Origin of the sequence: Candidatus Pelagibacter sp. HIMB1593 (genome assembly GCF_052047755.1) — a bacterium.
Classification (GTDB): Bacteria; Pseudomonadota; Alphaproteobacteria; order Pelagibacterales; family Pelagibacteraceae; genus Pelagibacter.
The window spans coordinates 1124453-1144264 of record NZ_JBNAJK010000001.1 but is presented as its reverse complement, the minus strand read 5'-3'; the positions used below and the strand labels follow the sequence as shown (position 1 = coordinate 1144264).

The window sequence follows — 19812 nt, the reverse complement described above, 5'->3', positions numbered from 1 at the left end:
TTTAGTCGTTAAGAATTTTTACTTCTTGCTCATTTATACTCAAGAAAACTTCTTCTCCAACTTTAAAAATGTCATTTGTATCACCTGATACAACATATAATTTCCCAACTTTAGAATTTAAAATATATTGATAACTACTGCCCACAAAAGATGCATTATTTACAGTAGCATGAATACAATTATCACCTTTATTTCTATCAATTGATATTTTTTCTGGTCTTAAGGCGACAGAAATATCTCCATTTAATTCATTTTCACTTTGAATTTTGATATTCATTTCAGCTATTTTAATATCATATGAATTTGAATTTTTATTTATGACCTCGGCTTTCACAACATTTGCATCACCAATAAAATTTGCAACAAATTTATTTTTAGGAAAATTATAAAGATCTTTTGGGCTGCCTTCTTGAGCAATTATTGCATTGTTCATTACGATTACTTTGTCTGAGATAGCTAAAGCTTCCTCTTGATCATGTGTTACGTAAATAGTTGTTACCCCCAACTTTTGTTGGATTTCCCTGATGTCTTCTCTAACTTGTCTTCTTAATTTTGCATCTAAGTTTGAAAGAGGCTCATCAAATAGAAGCACTTTTGGCTCCAATACAATAGCTCTTGCCACAGCAACTCTTTGTTGTTGTCCTCCAGATAATTCTGAAGGCATTCTGTTTTCATATCCTTCAAGGTTTACTAGTTTTAATGTTTCTAATGATTTTTGAACGTATTCCTCTTTATTTACATTGATCATTTTTAAACCATAAGAAACATTTTCCAATACACTCATGTGTGGAAATAAAGCGTAAGATTGAAATACCATAGACACATCTCTATCTGTTGCAGGCAGTAATGTTACGTCCTCATCATCAACTAAAATTTTTCCACTTGTAGCTCTTTCTAGACCTGCAATAATTCTTAGTGAAGTAGTTTTCCCACATCCAGATGGACCAAGCAAAGTTGTCAACGTTCCAGCTTCAAATTTACAACTAACATTATCAACAGCTGTAGTTTCGTTAAATTTCTTTGTAATATTTTCAAACTTTACTTCAGCTTTTTTCATTATCTAAATTCCCTGTAAAATTGATGAGTTTTGATCTCTTCTTCCTAGTTTACGTTTTCCTATTATTAATTGCATTAACATAATTGTAAACAACATTACTACAATTAAAGCAGATGAATATACTATCGCTAAACCATAGTCATTATTTTCTAATCTTCCTAATATATAAGATACTGCTAGATCGTAATTTGCACTGACTAAGAATATAACAGCACTAATTGCTGTCATGGCTCTTACAAAACTAAATACTAATGAAGCCGTAATTGCTGGTTTAAGCAATGGAAGAATTATATTTCTAAAAGTTTGAGCACTTGATGCATTTAAAGTTGAAGAAGCTTCATCTAAATGAGGATCAAGTTGGTTCATGGCCGCTATTCCAGCTCTTACACCAACTGGCATATTCCTAAATACAAATGCAATTACTAAAATAATTCCTGTACCTGTTAACTCTAATGGTGGAACGTTAAAAGCAAAAACATAACTAACACCAATAACACTACCAGGTATTGCAAAACTTAACATGGTACCAAATTCAAAAGCATTTTTTCCTTTAAATCTATGTCTTGTTAAAAGATATGCAGTTAAAATTCCTATTGCAGCAGTTGGTAAAGATGAAATCAATGCAATTGTAAATGTTGTATTAAATGAATTCCACGCAGTTCCAGTCCACAAGAAGCCTCTGTCTTCTACCCATTCAACACTGAAGGCTTCAATGTAATGTTTTAAAGTAAAGCTATGATCAATGCCCCACATCTCCACAAATCCACCAAACATAATCATGACATAGATAATAAAAGTTAGTAAAGCCCATGGAAGCACTGTTGAATAAATGACCCATTTTGTTTTATTCGGTAGCTCAGGATGAACACCACTATCTCCTTTACCTGAAATTGAAATATAAGATTTTTTTCCTAACCACTGATTTTGAAGATAAAATACAACTAAGACAACAGACAATAAAATCATAGCAAGTATTGCTGCTTTAGTTTCATCATATTGTGCACCAACAATTGCAAAAAATATTTCGGTAGATAAAACATCGTACTCAGCTCCAAGCACCAAAGGGTTTCCAAAGTCTGCTAAACTTTCAATAAAGCCAAGTAAAAATGCATTGGCTATTCCTGGTCTCATTAAAGGCAAAGTAACAGTTTTAAAGACTTGCCACTTTGAAGCTCTTAATGTTTGTGATGCCTCTTCCATTGATGGGCTAACACTTTCAACAACTCCAATTAAAACTAAAAATGCAATAGGTGTGAAAGCAAGAGTTTGTGCAAACCAAATCCCTGGTAAGCCATAGATCCATCTTGAAGGTTCGATATCAAATCCCCATTCAAGAAACGAACTTACAACACCAGTTCTTCCAAATAAAATTATGATAGCTAAACCAATTACAAATGGAGGGGTAATGATTGGTAAAACAGATAATATTCTAACTGTTTTTTTAAATTTAAAACTGGTTCTTGCAATTAAAAGAGCAAAACCTAAACCTAAAATTGTCGATGAAAAAGCTGTAAGTGTACCCATGGTAATAGTGTTCCAAAAAACACCACAAGCATAATCACTATATAAACAATCTAATCCCCATATCCCTTTATTAAAAATCTTTTCTGAAAAATTACTAATTTCGTAACCACCTTCAGTTCCTTTAAAGGCTACTCCAAACATTCTAAATATTGGAAAAAATACAAAAGTAGATACTAAAATAATTATACTTCCAATACTTCCTACGATGAAATTATCTCCATTTAACCAGCCACGAGATGCAAGACCATGAGTAATATAGAATATAAAAGCACAACATGTTAATACAGCACCTGAGCCCATACCATATTGATTTTCTACTTCTCCAAAAATTGATTGGAATATTTCATAATTCCATCCTCTTATCCCAACAGAAAAACCTTGTAAGAAAAAATAAAAGAAACCAAATAAACCTGAGTACAAAAATATTTTTGAATACAGAGGATTGGTTTGATTTAATTTAATTGTGGTTAAAGGCAAAAATAATGGAAAGATTAATGGAAATAACCAATATTTTTTATTTATAAAAACTTGAGGTAGGGCAGAGCCGTAATCTTCTAAAGAATACTCTAAAATCCAATTGATTGAGAAAAACCCGTCACCTGTTACATACCATGGAAAGAGAAAGAAACCTGTTCCACCAATTAGTATCCAACAAATGACGAGCCCTCTCATTAATTCCTAAAATTATCTAGGAATTACAGATACGTCTTTATCCCACTTAGATAACAGACTCGCTCTTGTTGCTTTATCTCCATAAACTTTGAAATTGTAATCAATCAAGTTTATAGTTGATAAATCTGGAGCATCAGGATCAGCTTTTGCTTTAGTATTAGATGGTACTTGCAAAGATTTTCCTGAAGTGAACACCATAGTTTGTATTGCAGGACTTAATGCCCAGTCATAAAACTTTTTAGCTTCCTTCATATTTCTTGCACCAGCAATAATACTCATTGATCCAACTTCATAACCAGTTCCTTCTTCAGGAGAAACAGTTACTACAGGTAAACCTTTCTTAGTTTGTTTCACACCATCGTGTTGGAAACAAATACCAATTAAGTTTTCACCTCTTCCAGTAGCTTTAATTGGAGCAGAACCAGATTTAGTATAAGTGTTTATATTTGCATGAAGTTTCTTCATGTAATCCCAACCTTTATCTTCTCCAAAAATTTGAAGAATTGTAGCTAAAGTTGTGTAAGCAGTTCCAGATGAATTTGGATTAGCTACTTGGATTTCACCTTTGTAAATAGGTTTTGTTAAGTCCATCCATGATTTAGGAGCTGGAAGACCTTTTTTTGCTAAAAGATCTTTGTTGTATCCAAAACCTAATGCACCAACATAAATCCCTACAGATTTATAGTCAGCATTTTTTGCTTGGTTTTGTGCTGCTGGCAATAAATCATCAAAGTGTTTTGATTTATATTTTTCAGTTAAATTTTCCTGAGCAGCTGTTAAGTGTGGATCACCTGTTCCACCAAACCAAACATCACCTTTTGGATTAGAAGCTTCTGCTTTAATTTTTGCAAAAGTTTCTCCACTACTTGCTCTTGTCATAGCAACTTTTGTGCCTGTTTCTTTTTCATAAGCTTGTTCAAGCATTTCACAAACATCAATTTCAACGCTGCAATATAAAGTTAATTTTGCAGCAGAAGCTTTATTTGTTAAGCCAAACATTGTTAATGAAAAAAGAAGGACGATAGAAGCTATCTTAATTAGATTTTTCATAATTTCCTCTTTAAGTTAGTTTTTGAAACTAAATAATAATAAGAAATAAAAGTCACTAGTTTTATTGAGCAATTCACCCTCAGGTTTAATTTTTATTTTAGTTATTAAATTTGTTAACATGATATAATTTTAATAATTGTAGATATGGAAATAGTTACAAAAATTGCTCCAATTGCTCTAGCTTTAATTATGTTAGGTCTTGGACTTGGTTTATCTATTAAAGATTTTACAAGAGTAATTAGAAATCCAAAAGATTTTTTAATTGGAATAACTTGCCAATTAATTCTTTTACCAATTGTAGCTTACATATTAGTTTTGATTTTAAGATTACCAATTGAAATAGCCTTAGGTTTAATGATTATAGCTGCAGCACCAGGAGGTGTTACATCAAATGTTCTGACCAAGTTTGCAGATGGAGATGTAGCTTTATCAATTTCTTTAACAGCTGTTGGAAGTTTAATTAGTATTATTTCAGTTCCATTTATAGTTTTTACTTCAGCTGGAATACTAGGGGTTACTGAAATGTCTACAGATATTACGATGACAGGGATTGCACTTAAAATGGCTCTGGTTGTAACTGTTCCAGTAATTATAGGAATGGTTATAAGAGCATTTGCAGAGAATTTTATCTCTTCAAATATTAACATTGTCAATAGAACTACTAGTTTATTATTTGTTATTGTATTTGCAGCAATATGGATTGAGGAAAGAGAAAATATTTTTAATTATTTAGCTCAAGCTGGAATAGCGGTTTTAATTTTAAATATAGTGATGATGATTTTAGCTTTTTATATTGCTAAAGTTTTTGCAACTGGAGTTGCTCAGAGAAAATGCATTTCTTTAGAGTGTGGTCTTCAAAATGGAACTTTAGCAGTATTTGTTGCATCTCAAATTTTTAATGATGTTGCTTACATGATACCAACAGCTGCTTATGCTTTAGTCATGTATATTACGGGATTTATTTTTATATATATTTTAAGAAGATCTAGTTAATTGTAGCTTTATTTAAAATTTTATAAATTAGTTCTGAAATTTCTTTTATTGTTTGTTCTTGTATTTTTTGGGTTTTTGAAAAAATTTTTTCATCAATTTTAAGTGAAATTAATTTTTTTTGATCCATTTTTGCAAAACCTCTTTTAATTAAAAAATTAACTTTTCGAACAACAGTCGGTCTTGGAATACCTGTAATCTCTGATATTGACATGGAATTCAAACCAACTGTATCTGCATAAGATATTCGCTTTCTCCACTTTTCAATATCTATATCCTGGATAATAAAATTTTTACTTGATGATGCATTTGATATTATAAGCAAAGCTACGCATAATGTTTCTAAATCTTTTGTTTCTTTTCTCCATCTGAAAAAGTAAGAAAAAATAAATTTATAAAATTCGTACCAACAATATGAGAAATTATTCTTAATAGTATCTGTTATTTCATTGGAAGAAAAAGAGTTTGGAATTTTATTTTCTTGTTTTAAAATTTTTGAAGAAATTGATACCAAATACGATATATTTTTTAATGCACTTATTGGCTGTACTGTTTCATAAGCAGATCTATCAATAAAAATTTTTTTTCTTGTTCGTCTAATTACGCCTATTTTTTCTAGATAAATAATCTTTCTTCTTACACTTTCTTTAGGCATTTGAAGATCTCTAGAAATTTCAATTATTTTAATTGCTTCGATTTCTAAAGTTTTGTCTTTATAAAAGGTGTTGTAATCGACCTGAATTCCATTTTTTTTAAAAAATTTAAAATTATTATTAACCAAATAGATCAAGATCATATACATATCTATGTCTTTGAAATTTGAATAAGCACTAATTACCCATTCAGATACAAATTTATAAAAAGCTGGAACGAAATTATTAAATTTTTTATTGATTACTGATGTAACCTTTTTTTCATCCAGTGCATCAGATATGCTTGGTAGTGTGCTCATGATTTAAAAAAACCCAATATGGACAATACATAAATAAGAGTCAACCCATTTTGGACATTCCTAATATGTAATAATGTAACTATTAATGATTAAATGATTTTGTATTTAAAAATTATGAGTACAGAAAGCTTAAATAGAACATCCGTTGAAATTGAGAACCCCCCTCAAAATATTGAAGCTCCACAAAGAGTGAATGTGGATGTTCTAAAGCAAAGACTTCTTGAAGAGAAAAAAAAAGAAAAAGTTAAAAGAACAATCATTGTTTCTTCTGTTGTTGCTTGTTTAGGAGTTTTAACTTTTTTTACTTATTAAAGTTTCTAAATCTTTTTTAATAATATCAGGAATATTAATTTCTTTTTTAAGATTTTGTTTGAAACGATTAAATTTGTTTTGTCCTGGATACATTATTTCTTTAACACCTTTAATCTTAGGAAGTTTTTTAATTGTTTTAATATTGTCTTTAATTCTTTGATTATAATTTTTTTGAAATAAGTTTGCTTTAAACGTTATAAATAAATGTCCAATATTTTGTGGTCCTGAAAAATCATCAAAAGGATCTTTAACTCGACCTGCATGATTTCCTCCAGTTAGTACACCACTTAAAATATCTACCATCCAAGCAAGTCCCGAACCTCTAAATCCAGCAATAGGCAATTGAACTCCTGCTAATGCTTTTTTTGCATCAGTAGTTGGTTTTCCAAATTTATCTAATGCCACACCTGCAGGAATAGTTTGATTGTTTCTTGCAGCAACTCTAATTTTACCTCTGTTAATCATTGAGATTGAAGTATCTAAAATAAAAGGAATTTTAGAACCAGTAGGGGTTCCAAAACAAATTGGATTAGTTCCAAATAAAGTTTTCAATGCTCCATGAGGAGCAACTGCTGGGGGAGCATTTGTATAAATCATTGCTATTAAATTTTTCTTAACCGCTTGTTCTGCGTAATAACCTGATAAACCATAGTGACCACTATTTTTTACTGCAACCATTCCTATTCCTGTTTTTTGTGCATGTTTAATTGCAGTTTTTATTCCAAGATCAGCAGCAACAAATCCAATACTATTGTATGCATCAATATGTGAGATAGAAGATGAAATTTTTTTAATTTTTATTTTTGGTTTTGGATTAATTACTTTCTTAGAAATACGATCACAATACATTTTAAGTCTTGATAAACCATGACCATAAGCACCAACTAGTTCTGCATTGATTAAAGCATTAGCAGAAATTAAAGCATGATCTTTACTTAAACCAAATTTTTGAAAAATCTTAATTACTTGTTTTTTTAATAGGGGTGTTTTCACTTATTTGAATATTTTTAAATCTTCGTTAAAAAAATTTTTAATATCATTAATTAATAAATTTGGAACCTCTAAAGCTGCAAAATGACCACCTTTAGGAAATTTTTTCCATCTTTTAATATTAAATATTCTGTTTACGTAAGATTTTGGAGGCCATTCTAGCATTTCTTTCGGAAATTCTGCTATTGCTGTTGGAACATTTATTTTTTTAAAATTTTTTGGAAAAGATCTGCCGCCTTCTTTTCTTCTTCCAAAATAAATCCAAGCAGCAGTATTAAAACTATTTGTTATTATATAGATCATTATGTTTGATATTAATTCATCATTTGAAAATGTTTTTTCTATCTTCCCTTTATTTAGGTGTGACCAACCGTGAAACTTTTCTAAAATCCAGGCGGCTGTTCCGACCGGACTATCTATCATTGCATAAGATAAACTTTGTGGCTTTGTTGCTTGTTGAGTTCTGTAGCCTTCCTGCATTATTTGATCAAAATTGAATTTTTTTTCCCATTTTTTCTCTTTATTATTTCTTGGTCCTTTTGGATGTCTGATTGGTAAACAATTAATATGAATTCCCTTACAATTTTTTGCACTATCAAGACCAATCCATGCAGCAATAGTCGCCCCCCAATCCCCACCTTGAACAATATAATTTTTATGACCTAAATTTTTGACCATAAATTTATTTAAAATTTTTCCAATTCTCCTTGGACCTAAAGCTTTTTTAATCGGAGTTGAAAATCCAAATCCTGGTAAAGAGGGTACAATGACATCAAAACCATCTTCAATTTTTCCACCATATTTTTCAGGATGAGCAAGCTTTGGAATGATATCAAAAAATTCAATTACACTACCTGGCCAACCGTGCAAAAGTAACAATGGTCTAGATTTTGGATTTTTACTTTTTTCAATAATAAAATGCAGATTTATACCATCCACATTAGTCTTATAGTTTTTAAAAGAATTAATTTTGTTTTCAAATTTCTTCCAATTATATTTTGAAACCCAATATTGAGATATTTTTTTTAAATAATTATAATTAGTTCCATACTCCCATCCATTTAAATTTTGCATCATGTTCCACGGATAGGCTCTTACTTTTTTGTAAATATTATTAAGTGTGCTTTTGGGCACACTTATTTTGTATGGTTTGATCATCAATTAGTTATGACTTATCCAAATAGTTTTCGTTTGAAGAAATGAATTTAAAGCTTCAGTACCTTGATCTCTACTTAATGAGCCTGATTGCTTATATCCCCCAAAAGGTGTTTTGATATCTCCCTCAGAAAAAGTATTCACTGACACAGTTCCACAAGGCAAACTTTTAGCTAAATGAAATGCTCTGTTTATGTCTTGTGTAAACACACTTGCATGTAATCCATATTTAGAATTACTTGCAATTTTCAAAGCTTCTTCATCATTTTTTACAGTTAACACTCCAAGCACAGGTCCAAAAATTTCCTCTTGAGCGATAGTCATATTTTCTTTTAATCCATCAAACAAAGTTGGTTTTGCATAAAAACCCTTTTGCTTCTTACTTGAAACTCCACCAGATAAAAGTTTTGCTCCTTCATCAATACCTGTTTGAATATATCCATCAACAGTTTGTAGGTGACCTTTAGAAATCATAGATCCCATATTTGATTTAAGATCTAATGGATCTCCAACTTTTAACTTTTTAACTTTTTTGATAATTTTATGTAAAAATTCATCTTTAACTTTCTTATGAACTATCTGTCTCATATTGGCTGAACAGTTTTGTCCACCATTCCAAAATGCAGAATTCATCGCGTTATCTATTAAGTCATCAGTAATTTTAGCATCTTCTAATACTATAAACGGACTTTTTCCTCCCATTTCTAATGCAACAGGTTTTAAATTACTTTCACTTGCGTATTTTAAAAAGTATCCTCCAACCTCAGTTGAACCTGTAAATGAAACTGCATCAACATCTTTATGTCGACCTAAAGCTTCACCAACATCGCCATAACCTGGAAGCACATTTAAAACACCATCCGGTACACCAGCTTCTTTTGCAATTTGAGCAACTCTAATAGCTGTGAGTGGTGTATCCTCCGCTGGTTTAATTATTACTGAACAACCCGCTGCAAGTGCTGGGGCCATTTTCCATACCGCCATCATTAAAGGAAAGTTCCAAGGAACAATTCCAGCAACAACACCAATTGGTTCTTTAACAATTAAACTAGTAATAGATGGCTCTGTTGGACCAACTTTTCCAAAAACTTTATCAATTAATTCTCCATACCACTGAAAATGCATTGGAGCATCATTTGCAACTTCATTAATACAATCAGCAATAAGTTTACCTGTGTCTATACATTCTAAAACTGAATTTTCATCACCATGTTTTCTCAGTAATTCAGCAAATTTTAATAAAACTTCTTTTCGATGTTCAGGTGAACTTTTAGACCACACTCCACTATTAAATGCCTTTCTTGAAACTTTAACTGCCAAGTCAACATCCTTATGATTACATTTTGCAACAGCACAAAGTTTTTTACCAGTTGCAGGATTAATTGTTTCAAATTTTTGTCCATCAATAGCATTTACATATTTACCATTAATAAATGCTCTTCCTTCAAATTTAATTTTACTAGCTATTACTTTATATTTGTTACCTGAACTCATAAATTTTTCCTATATTGAATTTATTTTATTTATTAAATTTAATCTAAGGTTCCTAAAGATTAAAATAAATAGATTTACAAAAAGATTAATCATACAATTCAAAACTGCATCACTATAAAATAATTTTATAATAACTACTTTTTTTCTATACTTCTAACTTAAAGTTAATTAGGCTTCAATTAATTTAAATTGATACTTTAACTAACTAAGAGGAGATAAATAAAATGTTTATTAAAACAATAAGCAAGACACTTATAAAAGTGGCTGCAATTATTTTCTTTGCACAAGCTGCTTATGCAGAAGTAACTCTTAAGCTTGGAACTACTGGTAGATTGGGTATGCCAATTGGTGACGCAATAGATCAGGCTTTAATACCAGCTATGGAGAAAGCATCTGGAGGTAAAATGAAAATTGAACCTCACTACCAAAGAAGCTTATGCGCAGAACAAAAATGTGGTGAACAAGCTAACCAAGGGCTTATAGCTTTGTGGACTAGTTCTACTGCAAACTATGGTAACTTTGGTCCTGAATTAGCAATTTTCGATTTGCCTTTTATTTTCAAATCATTAGAGGATGCTAAAAGAATATCAGATGAATGGTTAGCTGAAAGACAGTGTAAACTAGCTCTTGAAAATGCTGGTCACATTTGCCTTTCTGTATATTCAAGTGGAGGATTTAGACAGCTTGGAAATGCAACAAAACCTGTTCACGAACCAGATGATATGAAAGGACTTAAATGGAGAACTACTAAAAGTCCAGTTGAGTTCATGCTAGTTAAAAACTGGGGTGCAACACCAACACCTTATGACTGGAGTCAATTATATCAAGGTCTTCAATCAGGTGTAGTTGAAGGTCAGTATGTTGCTAGTCCATGGCAGCATGTAGCAAAACTTCATGAAGTTGCAAAATATTTCACTGAGATCGGAGGAATGTGGTCTGGAAATATCTTAGCGATGGATGCTAAACAGTACAATGCATTGTCTGACCAACAAAGAAAATGGTTACATGAAGCAGCTGATGCTTATGGAGAAAAAGTAAACGAGTTGGATAACGCTTGGATTAAAAATGGTGAAGATGCAATTAAAGCATCTGCTAAAGAGTGGTATGTTCCAACAGAAGCAGAAATGACTAAGTGGAGAGCTGGTGCAATCGGTGCTTGGTTAGATGCTAAGGGTACTTTTGAACCAGAAGTTGCTAAAAGAGTGCTTCTTGAACAAGGTATGGATGGATTTGTAGCTCAGTTAGAAGCAGCTGGAGCTCTATAAGTCTTCAATTAAAACTTTGTGAAGACCATTTAGTTCTATTTTAGAATTAGATGGTCTTTACCTAAAAAAAATCATAACTTATAAAGATCTATGGAAAGTATTATTTTACTTGTCGTACTCCTTTTGCTAATTTTATTAGGAGCTCCAATTGGCTTTATATTAATACTCATACCATTTGTTTATATTCTATTAACAGATGCCGTTCCTCTCGTTTTAATTCCCAGTCAAATGTTTACCGCTATAGACTCGGTTCCATTGACTGCCATTGCATTCTTTATGTTAACAGGTGAGCTGATGACAAGTGCAACAATTACTGACCGTTTAGTTGCTTTAAGTAGAGCATTAATTGGTCGTATAAGAGGAGGGTTGGCTCAAGTTAATGTTCTTGTGAGTATGTTTTTTGCAGGCATGAATGGTTCTGTTGTAGCAGATACTGCAACTGTTGGAGCGTTAGTTTTACCAGCTATGAAGAAAGCTGGTTATCCTGCAGCATTTTCAGCTGCGGTTACAGGTGTAAGTTCCACAATAGGAGGAATTATTCCACCCAGTATCATGATGATCGTTCTTGCTAACGCAACTGAAATTTCAATTGCATCTTTATTTGCAGCTGGGATTGTTCCAGGTATTTTGATTGGTGTTGTTATAATGGTAATCAATCATTACTTTGCAGTTAAATATAATTTCGAGCGTAGTGATCAGCCGTTCTCAGTTCGTCGAGCTGGTAAAGAATTGTATCGTTCTTCATTTGCTCTTTTAATACCTTTAGTATTAGTAGGTTCGGTGATGGGAGGTGTCGCATCGGTTGTTGAGGCAGGTGCTATCACTGCTTTAGTTGCTTTGTTTACTGGTGTATTTGTTTACCGAACTATCAAATGGAAAGATTGTACTGGTGCTTTTCGTAGAGCATTCCGTAATTCAGCAATGGTTTTTATCATTATAGCTGCTTCAGGACCTTTTAGTTGGTTACTTACCTCACTTGGAGCAATTGGTGACCTTGAAACTTGGCTTTTAGGTTTAGCGGATTCTCCAATATTATTTATTTTAGCATTAATATTGTTTATTTTTCTTCTTGGAACCGTAATGGACTCAGCAGTAAACATTATCATTGTTGGCCCAGTACTTGTGAATGTTATGTCTCAAGCAGGTTTTCCAGAGGTACAAGCTGCAATCGTTGTAATAGTAGGGTTTTTAATTGGGTCAGTTACACCACCAGTTGGCGTTGCGTATTTTACATCTGCAACAATAGCACAAGTTCGTTTAGAAAAAGTAGCTGTTGCTTTAATTCCTTACTTAGTTGGACTTTTTTTACTTTTATTTTTTATATTAGTTGTTCCTGAATTAACAATGTTTCTTCCAAACCTATTAAGTAATTAATGATGAAATTTTTAAATAGTATTGATCGTTTTGTTCATAGGATACTTGAAGCAATGTGTTCAATATTTTTGGCGGCGATGGTTGGCTTTACTCTTTATAACGTTACGATGAGATATGTTTTTAATAATCCTCCTGTATGGGGAGATCTACTTACAGTATTAAGTAATATTTGGTTGATGTTTATAGCACTTTCTTTGACAGCTAGAGACAATGAACATGTAGCTTTAAATTTAATCTATGAAAAATTACCTGAGCGTGTTTCCTTATATATTCGTCAGTTCTGGAAAGTTATGATTATGATTATCGGTATTGTCTTAATAATTTATGGAATTGAACTTGTAGAGGGTATGAGAGGGAAATATTGGGAAATGTGGTATTTTGAAATTAGTATGCAAGGTATTGAGTTCAAACCTAATTATATGCCTAAAAAATATGCAGTTGCAATTCTACCATTAGCTGGATTTTTAACTACCTTTGGTGCTGCAATAAGTTTAATTAAAAAAGTCTAACTTTTAATTAAAAGACAATTAACCTTTACCTCTCCAAGGTATAGTTTTATCAATTATTTTTCTTAAAGTTACATCGAATAATAAACCAAGAAGACCCATAATAAATATTGTTATCCAAATAACTTCATACTGGAAATATTTTTTAGCAACGTTTTCAACGAAACCAATACCAGTTGTTCCAGCTAAAAATTCTGCTGCAACCAATGTTCCCCAACACATACCAACCGCAACCCTAATTCCAGTTAAAATTTCTGGAAGAGAATTTGGGAAAATTACATATCTTAAAATTTGTTTTTTTGTAGCTCCTAATGAGTGTGCAGCATGAATTTTAGATAATTGAGTTCCTGATGCTCCAGCTCTTGCTGAAATAATCATAATAGATAAAGAGACCATAAATAATAAAAATATTTTTCCAGAGTTATCAATTCCAAGTACAGAAATAATTAATGGAGCCCAAGCAAGTGGGGGAACCGGTCTATAAAGTTCAATTAATGGATCAAAGAAACCTTTTGCAAATCTATTAAGACCCATAAATAAACCAAGAGGAACACCAATAATAATTCCAAACACTAATCCTAAAAACACACGCATGAATGAATCCCAGATGTGACCGTATGGAACAGGAACTTTGAATAATTTAAAGTCACCAGTAACAACTTTTAAAACATTGCTTTTAAAGTTCTCTTTAACTATCCCATCTTTTGTATGAACTGGATAATCACCAGGCAAGATATCAGCTATCCAATCTGGTAAAACGAAGCCAATCATTTTACTAACATCAACCATTTCAATCCATAAAAGAGGAACATTTTTGTATCCAACACTTGGTTTAGACATCAATACAAACTTATTAAATGTATCAGATGGTTTAGGTAACCATCTACCTGAGCCTTGCTCCGAACAAGTAGGTCCACTTGCTACAATTGTTCCAGCAGGAAATAAAAGTATATCGATTAATCTTAATCCAGCTTGTTCTTTATTTTGTAACTCATCAAACTCAATAATTGCTGCTTGCATTTCATTTAATGCATTAGGAGGATAGATACTTGCAAACTCTATTCTTCTTGCAATTTTAACAATATTTTTTGCATAGTCAGATGCTATTTCTTCACTATCATCTAAACCTTTTCTGTAAGCTTTTATATCATCTTTAAGTTGTTTAATTGAGCTTTTGAAAGGTGGATTATGATTTTTTAATTTGAAAAATTTGTCGTCAATTTTTTTTAATTCTGCTGCAGCTGCATGAAATTTTAAACCTTTATTTGTTTGAGGTGCAGTTGGTATTTCAATTGTATTTTCAATAGACCCACTTCCAGAATCTATTGTAGTAATTCCCCAGCCACCTTGTTCATCAATAAGTTTTTGTCTTTCAGTTTTTTGTGCATCTGTCTCAAAGGGATAATCTTTCTTTTGAAAGTTTGAACTTAGAAGTTTTATTTCTTCCGTTATTTCTTGAAGTTTAATTTTGGTATCCATTTCCATTAATTCTTCACTTGTTAACAGTGGAATTAATTTAGAAGTTCTATCAATGTAGCTTACAAGAATTGTTTTTTGTTGATCATTTAGATCTGGAGATCCTTTTATTTCATTTGCAATTTTTATAAGATTTTTATTTTCAATTTTAATAATGGATGTACTTTTGAATTCTCTTTCTTCAATAGGGAACTGATATTTTAAACCTAATAACGACTCATTAATTTTAGCAACCTGACATAATTCATTTGCTGATTTTGGATAAAAACCTTTTGCAATATCCCATGAATAATAAAGCCAGAGCATTAAGATTGCACTACTTCCAACAATTACCCAGTGCGTTCCACCTTTAGCTCTTTCTGGATTACCAAAAACAGCATCTACTTTTTCAGTTCTGATTAATCTTCTTCCATAAAGAATACAGCCAATGACAGAAACGATAATTAATATTGTTACAAATTGGGTTAACATTAATTATCTTTCCCCATTATTTCTTCTTCCATATTCCAGATCATGGATAAAATTTCTTCTCTAGTAGATGAAAATTCTTTATTTTTTTTAATTTCTCTTAAATCTTGAGTAAGACCCATTTCAGCAAATGGAAGATTATACTCTTTATGTATTCTTCCAGGTCTTGGTGCCATGACATATAATCTTTCACCAAGTAAAAGAGCTTCTTCAACAGAATGAGTAATTAAAATAATTGTTTTTCCAGTTTCTTTCCAAATTTTTAAAACTAAAGACTGCATCTTTTCTCTTGTTAATGCATCTAAAGCACCCAATGGCTCGTCCATTAAAATTAAATCAGGATCATTTATTAAACATCGTGCAAGCGCAACCCTTTGCTGCATACCACCTGATAATTGATAAGTAGGAGTGTTGCCAAATCCTTTTAGTCCAACTATATCTAACCATTCTTCAACTTTTTTTGCTGTTACTTCTGGATCTTCACTTTTCATACGAAGACCAAAGTTTACGTTTTCAGCAACTGTTAACCATTCAAACAAAGCACCTTGTTGAAACACCATTCCTCGTTCAACACCAGGTCCATCTATTTCATTATCGTTTAAAGTAATTTTTCCAGAAGTCGGTCTTAAAAATCCAGCAGTAATATTTAATAAAGTTGTTTTTCCACAACCAGATGGGCCAAGAACAGTAAGTAGTTCTCCTTTTTTTAGAGTAAAGCTAACATCTTTTAATGCATGAACTGTTTCTCCTTTTGGAGTTTTAAAAATCATATTTAGATTTTGAGAAACAAGATCACTCATAGCGCCCTTATATTAGAAATTTTTTAAAAAAAATAGGCACTAATTTTTAAATCAGTGCCTATTTAAAAAGTCTTAAACCTTTAAAATTATAAAGGTAAGAAACTTGTGTCTACGTTACCTGCTGGAGTTCCCATTCCTTTTAAGAACCCATCTAGGTTTCCGCTCTCCATAGAAGCTTTAGTTTCTTCTGGAGTTAAGAATTTAAATCCACTTAAAGTTTCTTTCATGTCAGCAACAGTCATTTCAGAAGCTTTTGACATAGCATTCATATCAGATTTACCTGATCTGTATCTGTCGTTTGCTTCGTGAGTTACTTCGATGAAAGTTCTTAGCATTCCTGGATTTTCTTTCATGAATTTATCTGTAACAGATGTGATATCTATACCTAAGATACCAGCAGCTCTTGCTTCATCTACAGTTAATAATCTTGAACCAACTGCAGTTGCTGCTTTAATAGAGTTACCACCAAATAAACATGCCATAACAACATCACCACTTACTAATGCAGCAGCACCTTCTTCAGGGTCCATTTGAATGATATCCATTTTACTTCTGTCAGCACCAACAACTTTCATACTTTCATCAAAAACGTATTCAGCCATTGTTCCAAGTGGAACAGCAACTTTTTTACCTTCTAATTCAGTAGCGTTAGCTTTTGTAATTCCAGATGCATTTGATGTTACACAAGTAGTTCCACCCATTCCGTATTCCATAGCAATATCCACTAACTTAAGTGGTGCATTTGATTTTACAGCATTGATGAAGGGTACTAAACCTTGTGAGTAAGAAATATCAATATCTCCTGCTAACATTGCATCAGTCATAGCTCCACCGTTAGTGAAGTTTGTCCACTTAACTGGTACACCAAGAGCTTTTGCAAAATTTTTCTTCTGCATGTCCTCTAGATTTGGACTTGGCCATTCTAGAAAGTATGCAACTCTAACTTCAGTAGCTGCAGAGTTTGCAACTGAAATTGAAAGGTTAAGAGCAAAAATAGATCCTAGAATAAAACTTAGTATTTTTTTCATTTATTCCCCTATGTTAATTTAATTAAATTATCGTTATTTAAATTCAATTTTAGGTGGTTGTAAAACAAAAAGATAGGTTCAATTAAAAGTTGTATACTTATGACGCATCATTTTAGGTGGTCAAAATATTTCTAGCAAACCAATTGATTTAGTCTAATAGTTGGGAATATTTATAACAGTTAATAAAGAGAGAAAAAAAATTTATGAGCTCAGAGACAAGAACTTCAGTTCCAAATTCATTAAATGAACATTGGATGCCGTTTACATCGAATAAAGATTTTAAAGCAAACCCAAGATTAATTACTGAAGCAAAAGGAGTTTATTTAAAAACTCACCATGGAAAAACACAAATTGATGCGAGCTCAGGATTATTTTGTAATCCTTTAGGACATGGAAGAAGAGAAATTACAGAAGCAGTTACTAAACAATTAGAGACTTTAGATTATGCTCAACCTTTTCAACAAGGTTTTGGTGGTTCATTTGAATTAGCTACAAAAATTTCAAAACACACTCCAGGTGATTTAAATAAAATGTTTTTTACAATTTGTGGTTCAACTGCTGTTGAGACTGCAATTAAAATTGCAATTGCTTATCATAGAGCAAAAGGAAATGCTCATAGATTTAGATTTGTAGGACGTGAAAGAGGTTATCACGGAATGAACATTGGATGTGTTTCAGTTGGTGGAATGATCAATAATGTTAAAACATTTGCAAGCATTTTAATGCCAGGTGTTCAACATATGAGACACACACATTTACCAGAACATAAATTTGTTAGTGGTCAACCTGAAACAGGAGGAGATCTTGCAGATGATTTAGAAAGAATTGCAAGTAACTTTGGACCAGAAAATATTGCAGCTTGTATCGTAGAACCAATTGCTGGATCTACTGGAACTTTAGTTCCACCAAAAGGATATTTACAAAGATTAAGAGAAATTTGTGACAAGCATGGAATTCTTTTAATATTTGATGAAGTAATAACAGGTTGGGGAAGAACAGGTTCTTCTTTTGCAAGTCATGAATTTGGTGTTACTCCAGATTTGATGACTATGGCTAAAGCAACAACTAATGGTGTTGTTCCAATGGGTGTAGTTGCATGTAAAGATGAAATTTACGATGCAGTAATGGATGCTTCTCCAATGGGATCTGTTGAATTATTTCATGGTTACACTTATTCAGGAATTCCAGTTGCAGTAGCTGCAGGTTTAGCTGTTCAAGATATTTTTGAAAAAGAAGATATTTTTAACAGGGCAAAAAATTTAGCACCTTATTTCCAAAAAGGATTATTTTCTCTTCAAGATTTAGAGTCTGTTGAAAACATAAGAGGTTATGGAATGATGGGTGGTATTGATATGAAAATGAATACTAAACCAGGTAAAGCAGGTTATGAATGTTTTAAAGCTTGTTATGAAGCAGGTGTGAACTTCAAAGCAACTGGTGACTGTCTAATTATCGCTCCTCAATTTATATGTGAAGAAAAACATATAGATGAGATTATTGATAAACTAAGAACAGGTATTACGAACTATCAAAAAAACCAAAAGAACTAATTAGTTTAATTAAAGACATGGAGAGTGCTTATGAAGATAGGCGTACCTAAGGAGATAAAACCTCAAGAAAATAGAATAGGGTTAACACCAGAGAGTGTTAAAACTTTAGTTTCTGAAGGTCACGAAGTTATTGTTGAAAACAATGCTGGTTTTGAAGCTGGATTTGAAAATGAACAATATACAAATGCAGGTGCAAAAATAGCAAGCACTGCAGCTGATATTTTTAATGATGCAGACATAATTGTTAAGGTTAAAGAGCCTCAAAAAGTTGAGGTTGATATGATTAGAGAAAATCAAATTGTTTACACATATCTTCATTTAGCTGCAGCGAAAGAATTAACTGAAGGATTAATTAAATCAAAAAGTGTTAACATTGCTTATGAGACAGTAACAGATGATAATGGTAGATTACCATTGTTAGCGCCAATGAGTGCAGTTGCAGGTAGAATGTCTGTTCAAGCTGGTGCTCATTGTTTAGAAAAAAATCAAAGTGGAAGAGGACTTTTGTTAGGTGGTGCTCCAGGTGTAACCGGTGGAACTGTTGTAATTTTAGGCGGTGGTGTTGTGGGTGAAAACGCTGCAGTTATTGCAACAGGAATGCAAGCTAAAGTTCATATCGTTGATAAATCAGAGGCTAGATTAAAACAATTAGTGGAGATGTTTGGTGACAAAATTATTCCTGAACAAAGTGACAAAATTGATCTTCCAAAATTAGTTTCTGAAGCAGACTTATTAGTTGGAGGAGTTTTAATTCCAGGTGCTGAAGCTCCAAAATTAGTTACTAAAGACATGATCAAAAGTATGAAAAGAGGATCTGTTATAGTTGATGTTGCAATTGATCAAGGGGGATGTGTTGAAACAAGCAAACCAACTACTCACGGTGAACCAACTTATATCGTTGATGATGTTGTTCATTATTGTGTAGCAAATATGCCGGGTGGAGTTCCAAGAACTTCAACATTAGCGTTAAACAATGCAACGTTACCTTATCTAGTTAAACTTGCTAACAATGGTTATCAAAAAGCACTAAGTGAAGATAAAAACTTTTTAGCTGGATTAAATGTTCATAAAGGAATGGTTACTTATAAGGCAGTTGCAGATGTATTTGGTCACAACTTTGTAGATCCAGGAGAAGCTGTCAAACATTAG

Annotated in this window: 17 protein-coding genes; 7 read left to right on the top strand and 10 right to left on the bottom strand. The window is 32.1% G+C overall.

Features of this window, described 5'->3' with window-relative positions; all coding sequences use genetic code 11:
* Nucleotide 1 precedes the first annotated feature (1 nt).
* From ACTTA0_RS06075 to ACTTA0_RS06065, 3 genes are read right to left on the bottom strand one after another with little or no spacing between them, the layout of a single operon-like run.
* The gene (locus ACTTA0_RS06075; protein ID WP_440676442.1) at nt 2–1057 is read right to left on the bottom strand and encodes an ABC transporter ATP-binding protein; all 1056 of its coding nucleotides are present in this window, start codon (nt 1055–1057) and stop codon (nt 2–4) included.
* A gap of 3 nt (nt 1058–1060) precedes the next feature.
* Nucleotides 1061–3253 carry an ABC transporter permease gene (locus ACTTA0_RS06070; protein ID WP_440676441.1) on the bottom strand — a complete coding sequence of 731 codons (2193 nt, stop codon included), beginning with the start codon at nt 3251–3253 and terminating at the stop codon, nt 1061–1063.
* Between the two features lie 12 nt (nt 3254–3265).
* The gene (locus tag ACTTA0_RS06065; RefSeq protein WP_440676440.1) at nt 3266–4303 is read right to left on the bottom strand and encodes an ABC transporter substrate-binding protein; all 1038 of its coding nucleotides are present in this window, start codon (nt 4301–4303) and stop codon (nt 3266–3268) included.
* Nucleotides 4304–4447: 144 nt separating this feature from the next.
* On the opposite strand from ACTTA0_RS06065, the gene ACTTA0_RS06060 reads away from it, so the two are divergent.
* Complete coding sequence (locus ACTTA0_RS06060) at nt 4448–5296, top strand: bile acid:sodium symporter family protein (protein WP_440676439.1); 849 nt, start codon at nt 4448–4450, stop codon at nt 5294–5296.
* Here ACTTA0_RS06060 and ACTTA0_RS06055 read toward each other — a convergent pair.
* On the bottom strand, nt 5289–6245 hold the full coding sequence (locus ACTTA0_RS06055) for a MarR family transcriptional regulator (protein WP_440676438.1): 957 nt from the start codon (nt 6243–6245) through the stop codon (nt 5289–5291). The genes ACTTA0_RS06060 and ACTTA0_RS06055 overlap by 8 nt on opposite strands.
* Before the next feature lie 114 nt (nt 6246–6359).
* Between ACTTA0_RS06055 and ACTTA0_RS06050 the strand changes: the two genes are divergently transcribed.
* Nucleotides 6360–6557, top strand: a complete 198-nt coding sequence (locus tag ACTTA0_RS06050) for a hypothetical protein (RefSeq protein ID WP_440651552.1) — start codon at nt 6360–6362, stop codon at nt 6555–6557.
* Here the strand turns inward: ACTTA0_RS06050 and ACTTA0_RS06045 are convergent.
* The 3 genes from ACTTA0_RS06045 to ACTTA0_RS06035 are packed head-to-tail and all read right to left on the bottom strand — an operon-like array spanning nt 6537 to nt 10196.
* Nucleotides 6537–7550 carry an Ldh family oxidoreductase gene (locus ACTTA0_RS06045; protein WP_440676437.1) on the bottom strand — a complete coding sequence of 338 codons (1014 nt, stop codon included), beginning with the start codon at nt 7548–7550 and terminating at the stop codon, nt 6537–6539. The two genes, ACTTA0_RS06050 and ACTTA0_RS06045, sit on opposite strands and share 21 nt — an antisense overlap.
* Nucleotides 7551–8705, bottom strand: a complete 1155-nt coding sequence (locus ACTTA0_RS06040) for an epoxide hydrolase family protein (protein ID WP_440676436.1) — start codon at nt 8703–8705, stop codon at nt 7551–7553.
* A gap of 3 nt (nt 8706–8708) precedes the next feature.
* The gene (locus tag ACTTA0_RS06035; protein WP_440634456.1) at nt 8709–10196 is read right to left on the bottom strand and encodes an aldehyde dehydrogenase; all 1488 of its coding nucleotides are present in this window, start codon (nt 10194–10196) and stop codon (nt 8709–8711) included.
* 224 nt (nt 10197–10420) lie between these two features.
* Between ACTTA0_RS06035 and ACTTA0_RS06030 the strand changes: the two genes are divergently transcribed.
* From ACTTA0_RS06030 to ACTTA0_RS06020, 3 genes are all read left to right on the top strand, one after another.
* Nucleotides 10421–11461, top strand: coding sequence for a TRAP transporter substrate-binding protein (locus ACTTA0_RS06030; RefSeq protein WP_440614214.1), 1041 nt, complete (start codon nt 10421–10423; stop codon nt 11459–11461).
* A gap of 90 nt (nt 11462–11551) precedes the next feature.
* The gene (locus ACTTA0_RS06025) at nt 11552–12835 is read left to right on the top strand and encodes a TRAP transporter large permease (RefSeq protein ID WP_440633518.1); all 1284 of its coding nucleotides are present in this window, start codon (nt 11552–11554) and stop codon (nt 12833–12835) included.
* Entirely contained in the window at nt 12835–13344 is a 510-nt protein-coding gene (locus tag ACTTA0_RS06020) for a TRAP transporter small permease (protein ID WP_440676435.1), read from the top strand. The genes ACTTA0_RS06025 and ACTTA0_RS06020 overlap by 1 nt, the downstream gene beginning before the upstream one ends.
* 18 nt (nt 13345–13362) lie before the next feature.
* Here ACTTA0_RS06020 and ACTTA0_RS06015 read toward each other — a convergent pair whose 3' ends face one another.
* The 3 genes from ACTTA0_RS06015 to ACTTA0_RS06005 form a co-directional block, all read right to left on the bottom strand.
* The gene (locus ACTTA0_RS06015) at nt 13363–15288 is read right to left on the bottom strand and encodes an ABC transporter permease (RefSeq protein WP_440676434.1); all 1926 of its coding nucleotides are present in this window, start codon (nt 15286–15288) and stop codon (nt 13363–13365) included.
* Nucleotides 15288–16085 carry an ABC transporter ATP-binding protein gene (locus ACTTA0_RS06010; RefSeq protein WP_262590519.1) on the bottom strand — a complete coding sequence of 266 codons (798 nt, stop codon included), beginning with the start codon at nt 16083–16085 and terminating at the stop codon, nt 15288–15290. Before ACTTA0_RS06010 ends, ACTTA0_RS06015 begins: the two co-directional genes overlap by 1 nt.
* A gap of 86 nt (nt 16086–16171) precedes the next feature.
* On the bottom strand, nt 16172–17113 hold the full coding sequence (locus tag ACTTA0_RS06005) for an ABC transporter substrate-binding protein (RefSeq protein WP_440614218.1): 942 nt from the start codon (nt 17111–17113) through the stop codon (nt 16172–16174).
* A gap of 203 nt (nt 17114–17316) precedes the next feature.
* On the opposite strand from ACTTA0_RS06005, the gene ACTTA0_RS06000 reads away from it, so the two are divergent.
* Nucleotides 17317–18663, top strand: coding sequence for an aspartate aminotransferase family protein (locus ACTTA0_RS06000; protein ID WP_075505902.1), 1347 nt, complete (start codon nt 17317–17319; stop codon nt 18661–18663).
* Between the two features lie 30 nt (nt 18664–18693).
* Entirely contained in the window at nt 18694–19812 is a 1119-nt protein-coding gene (gene ald, locus ACTTA0_RS05995; protein ID WP_440676433.1) for an alanine dehydrogenase, read from the top strand.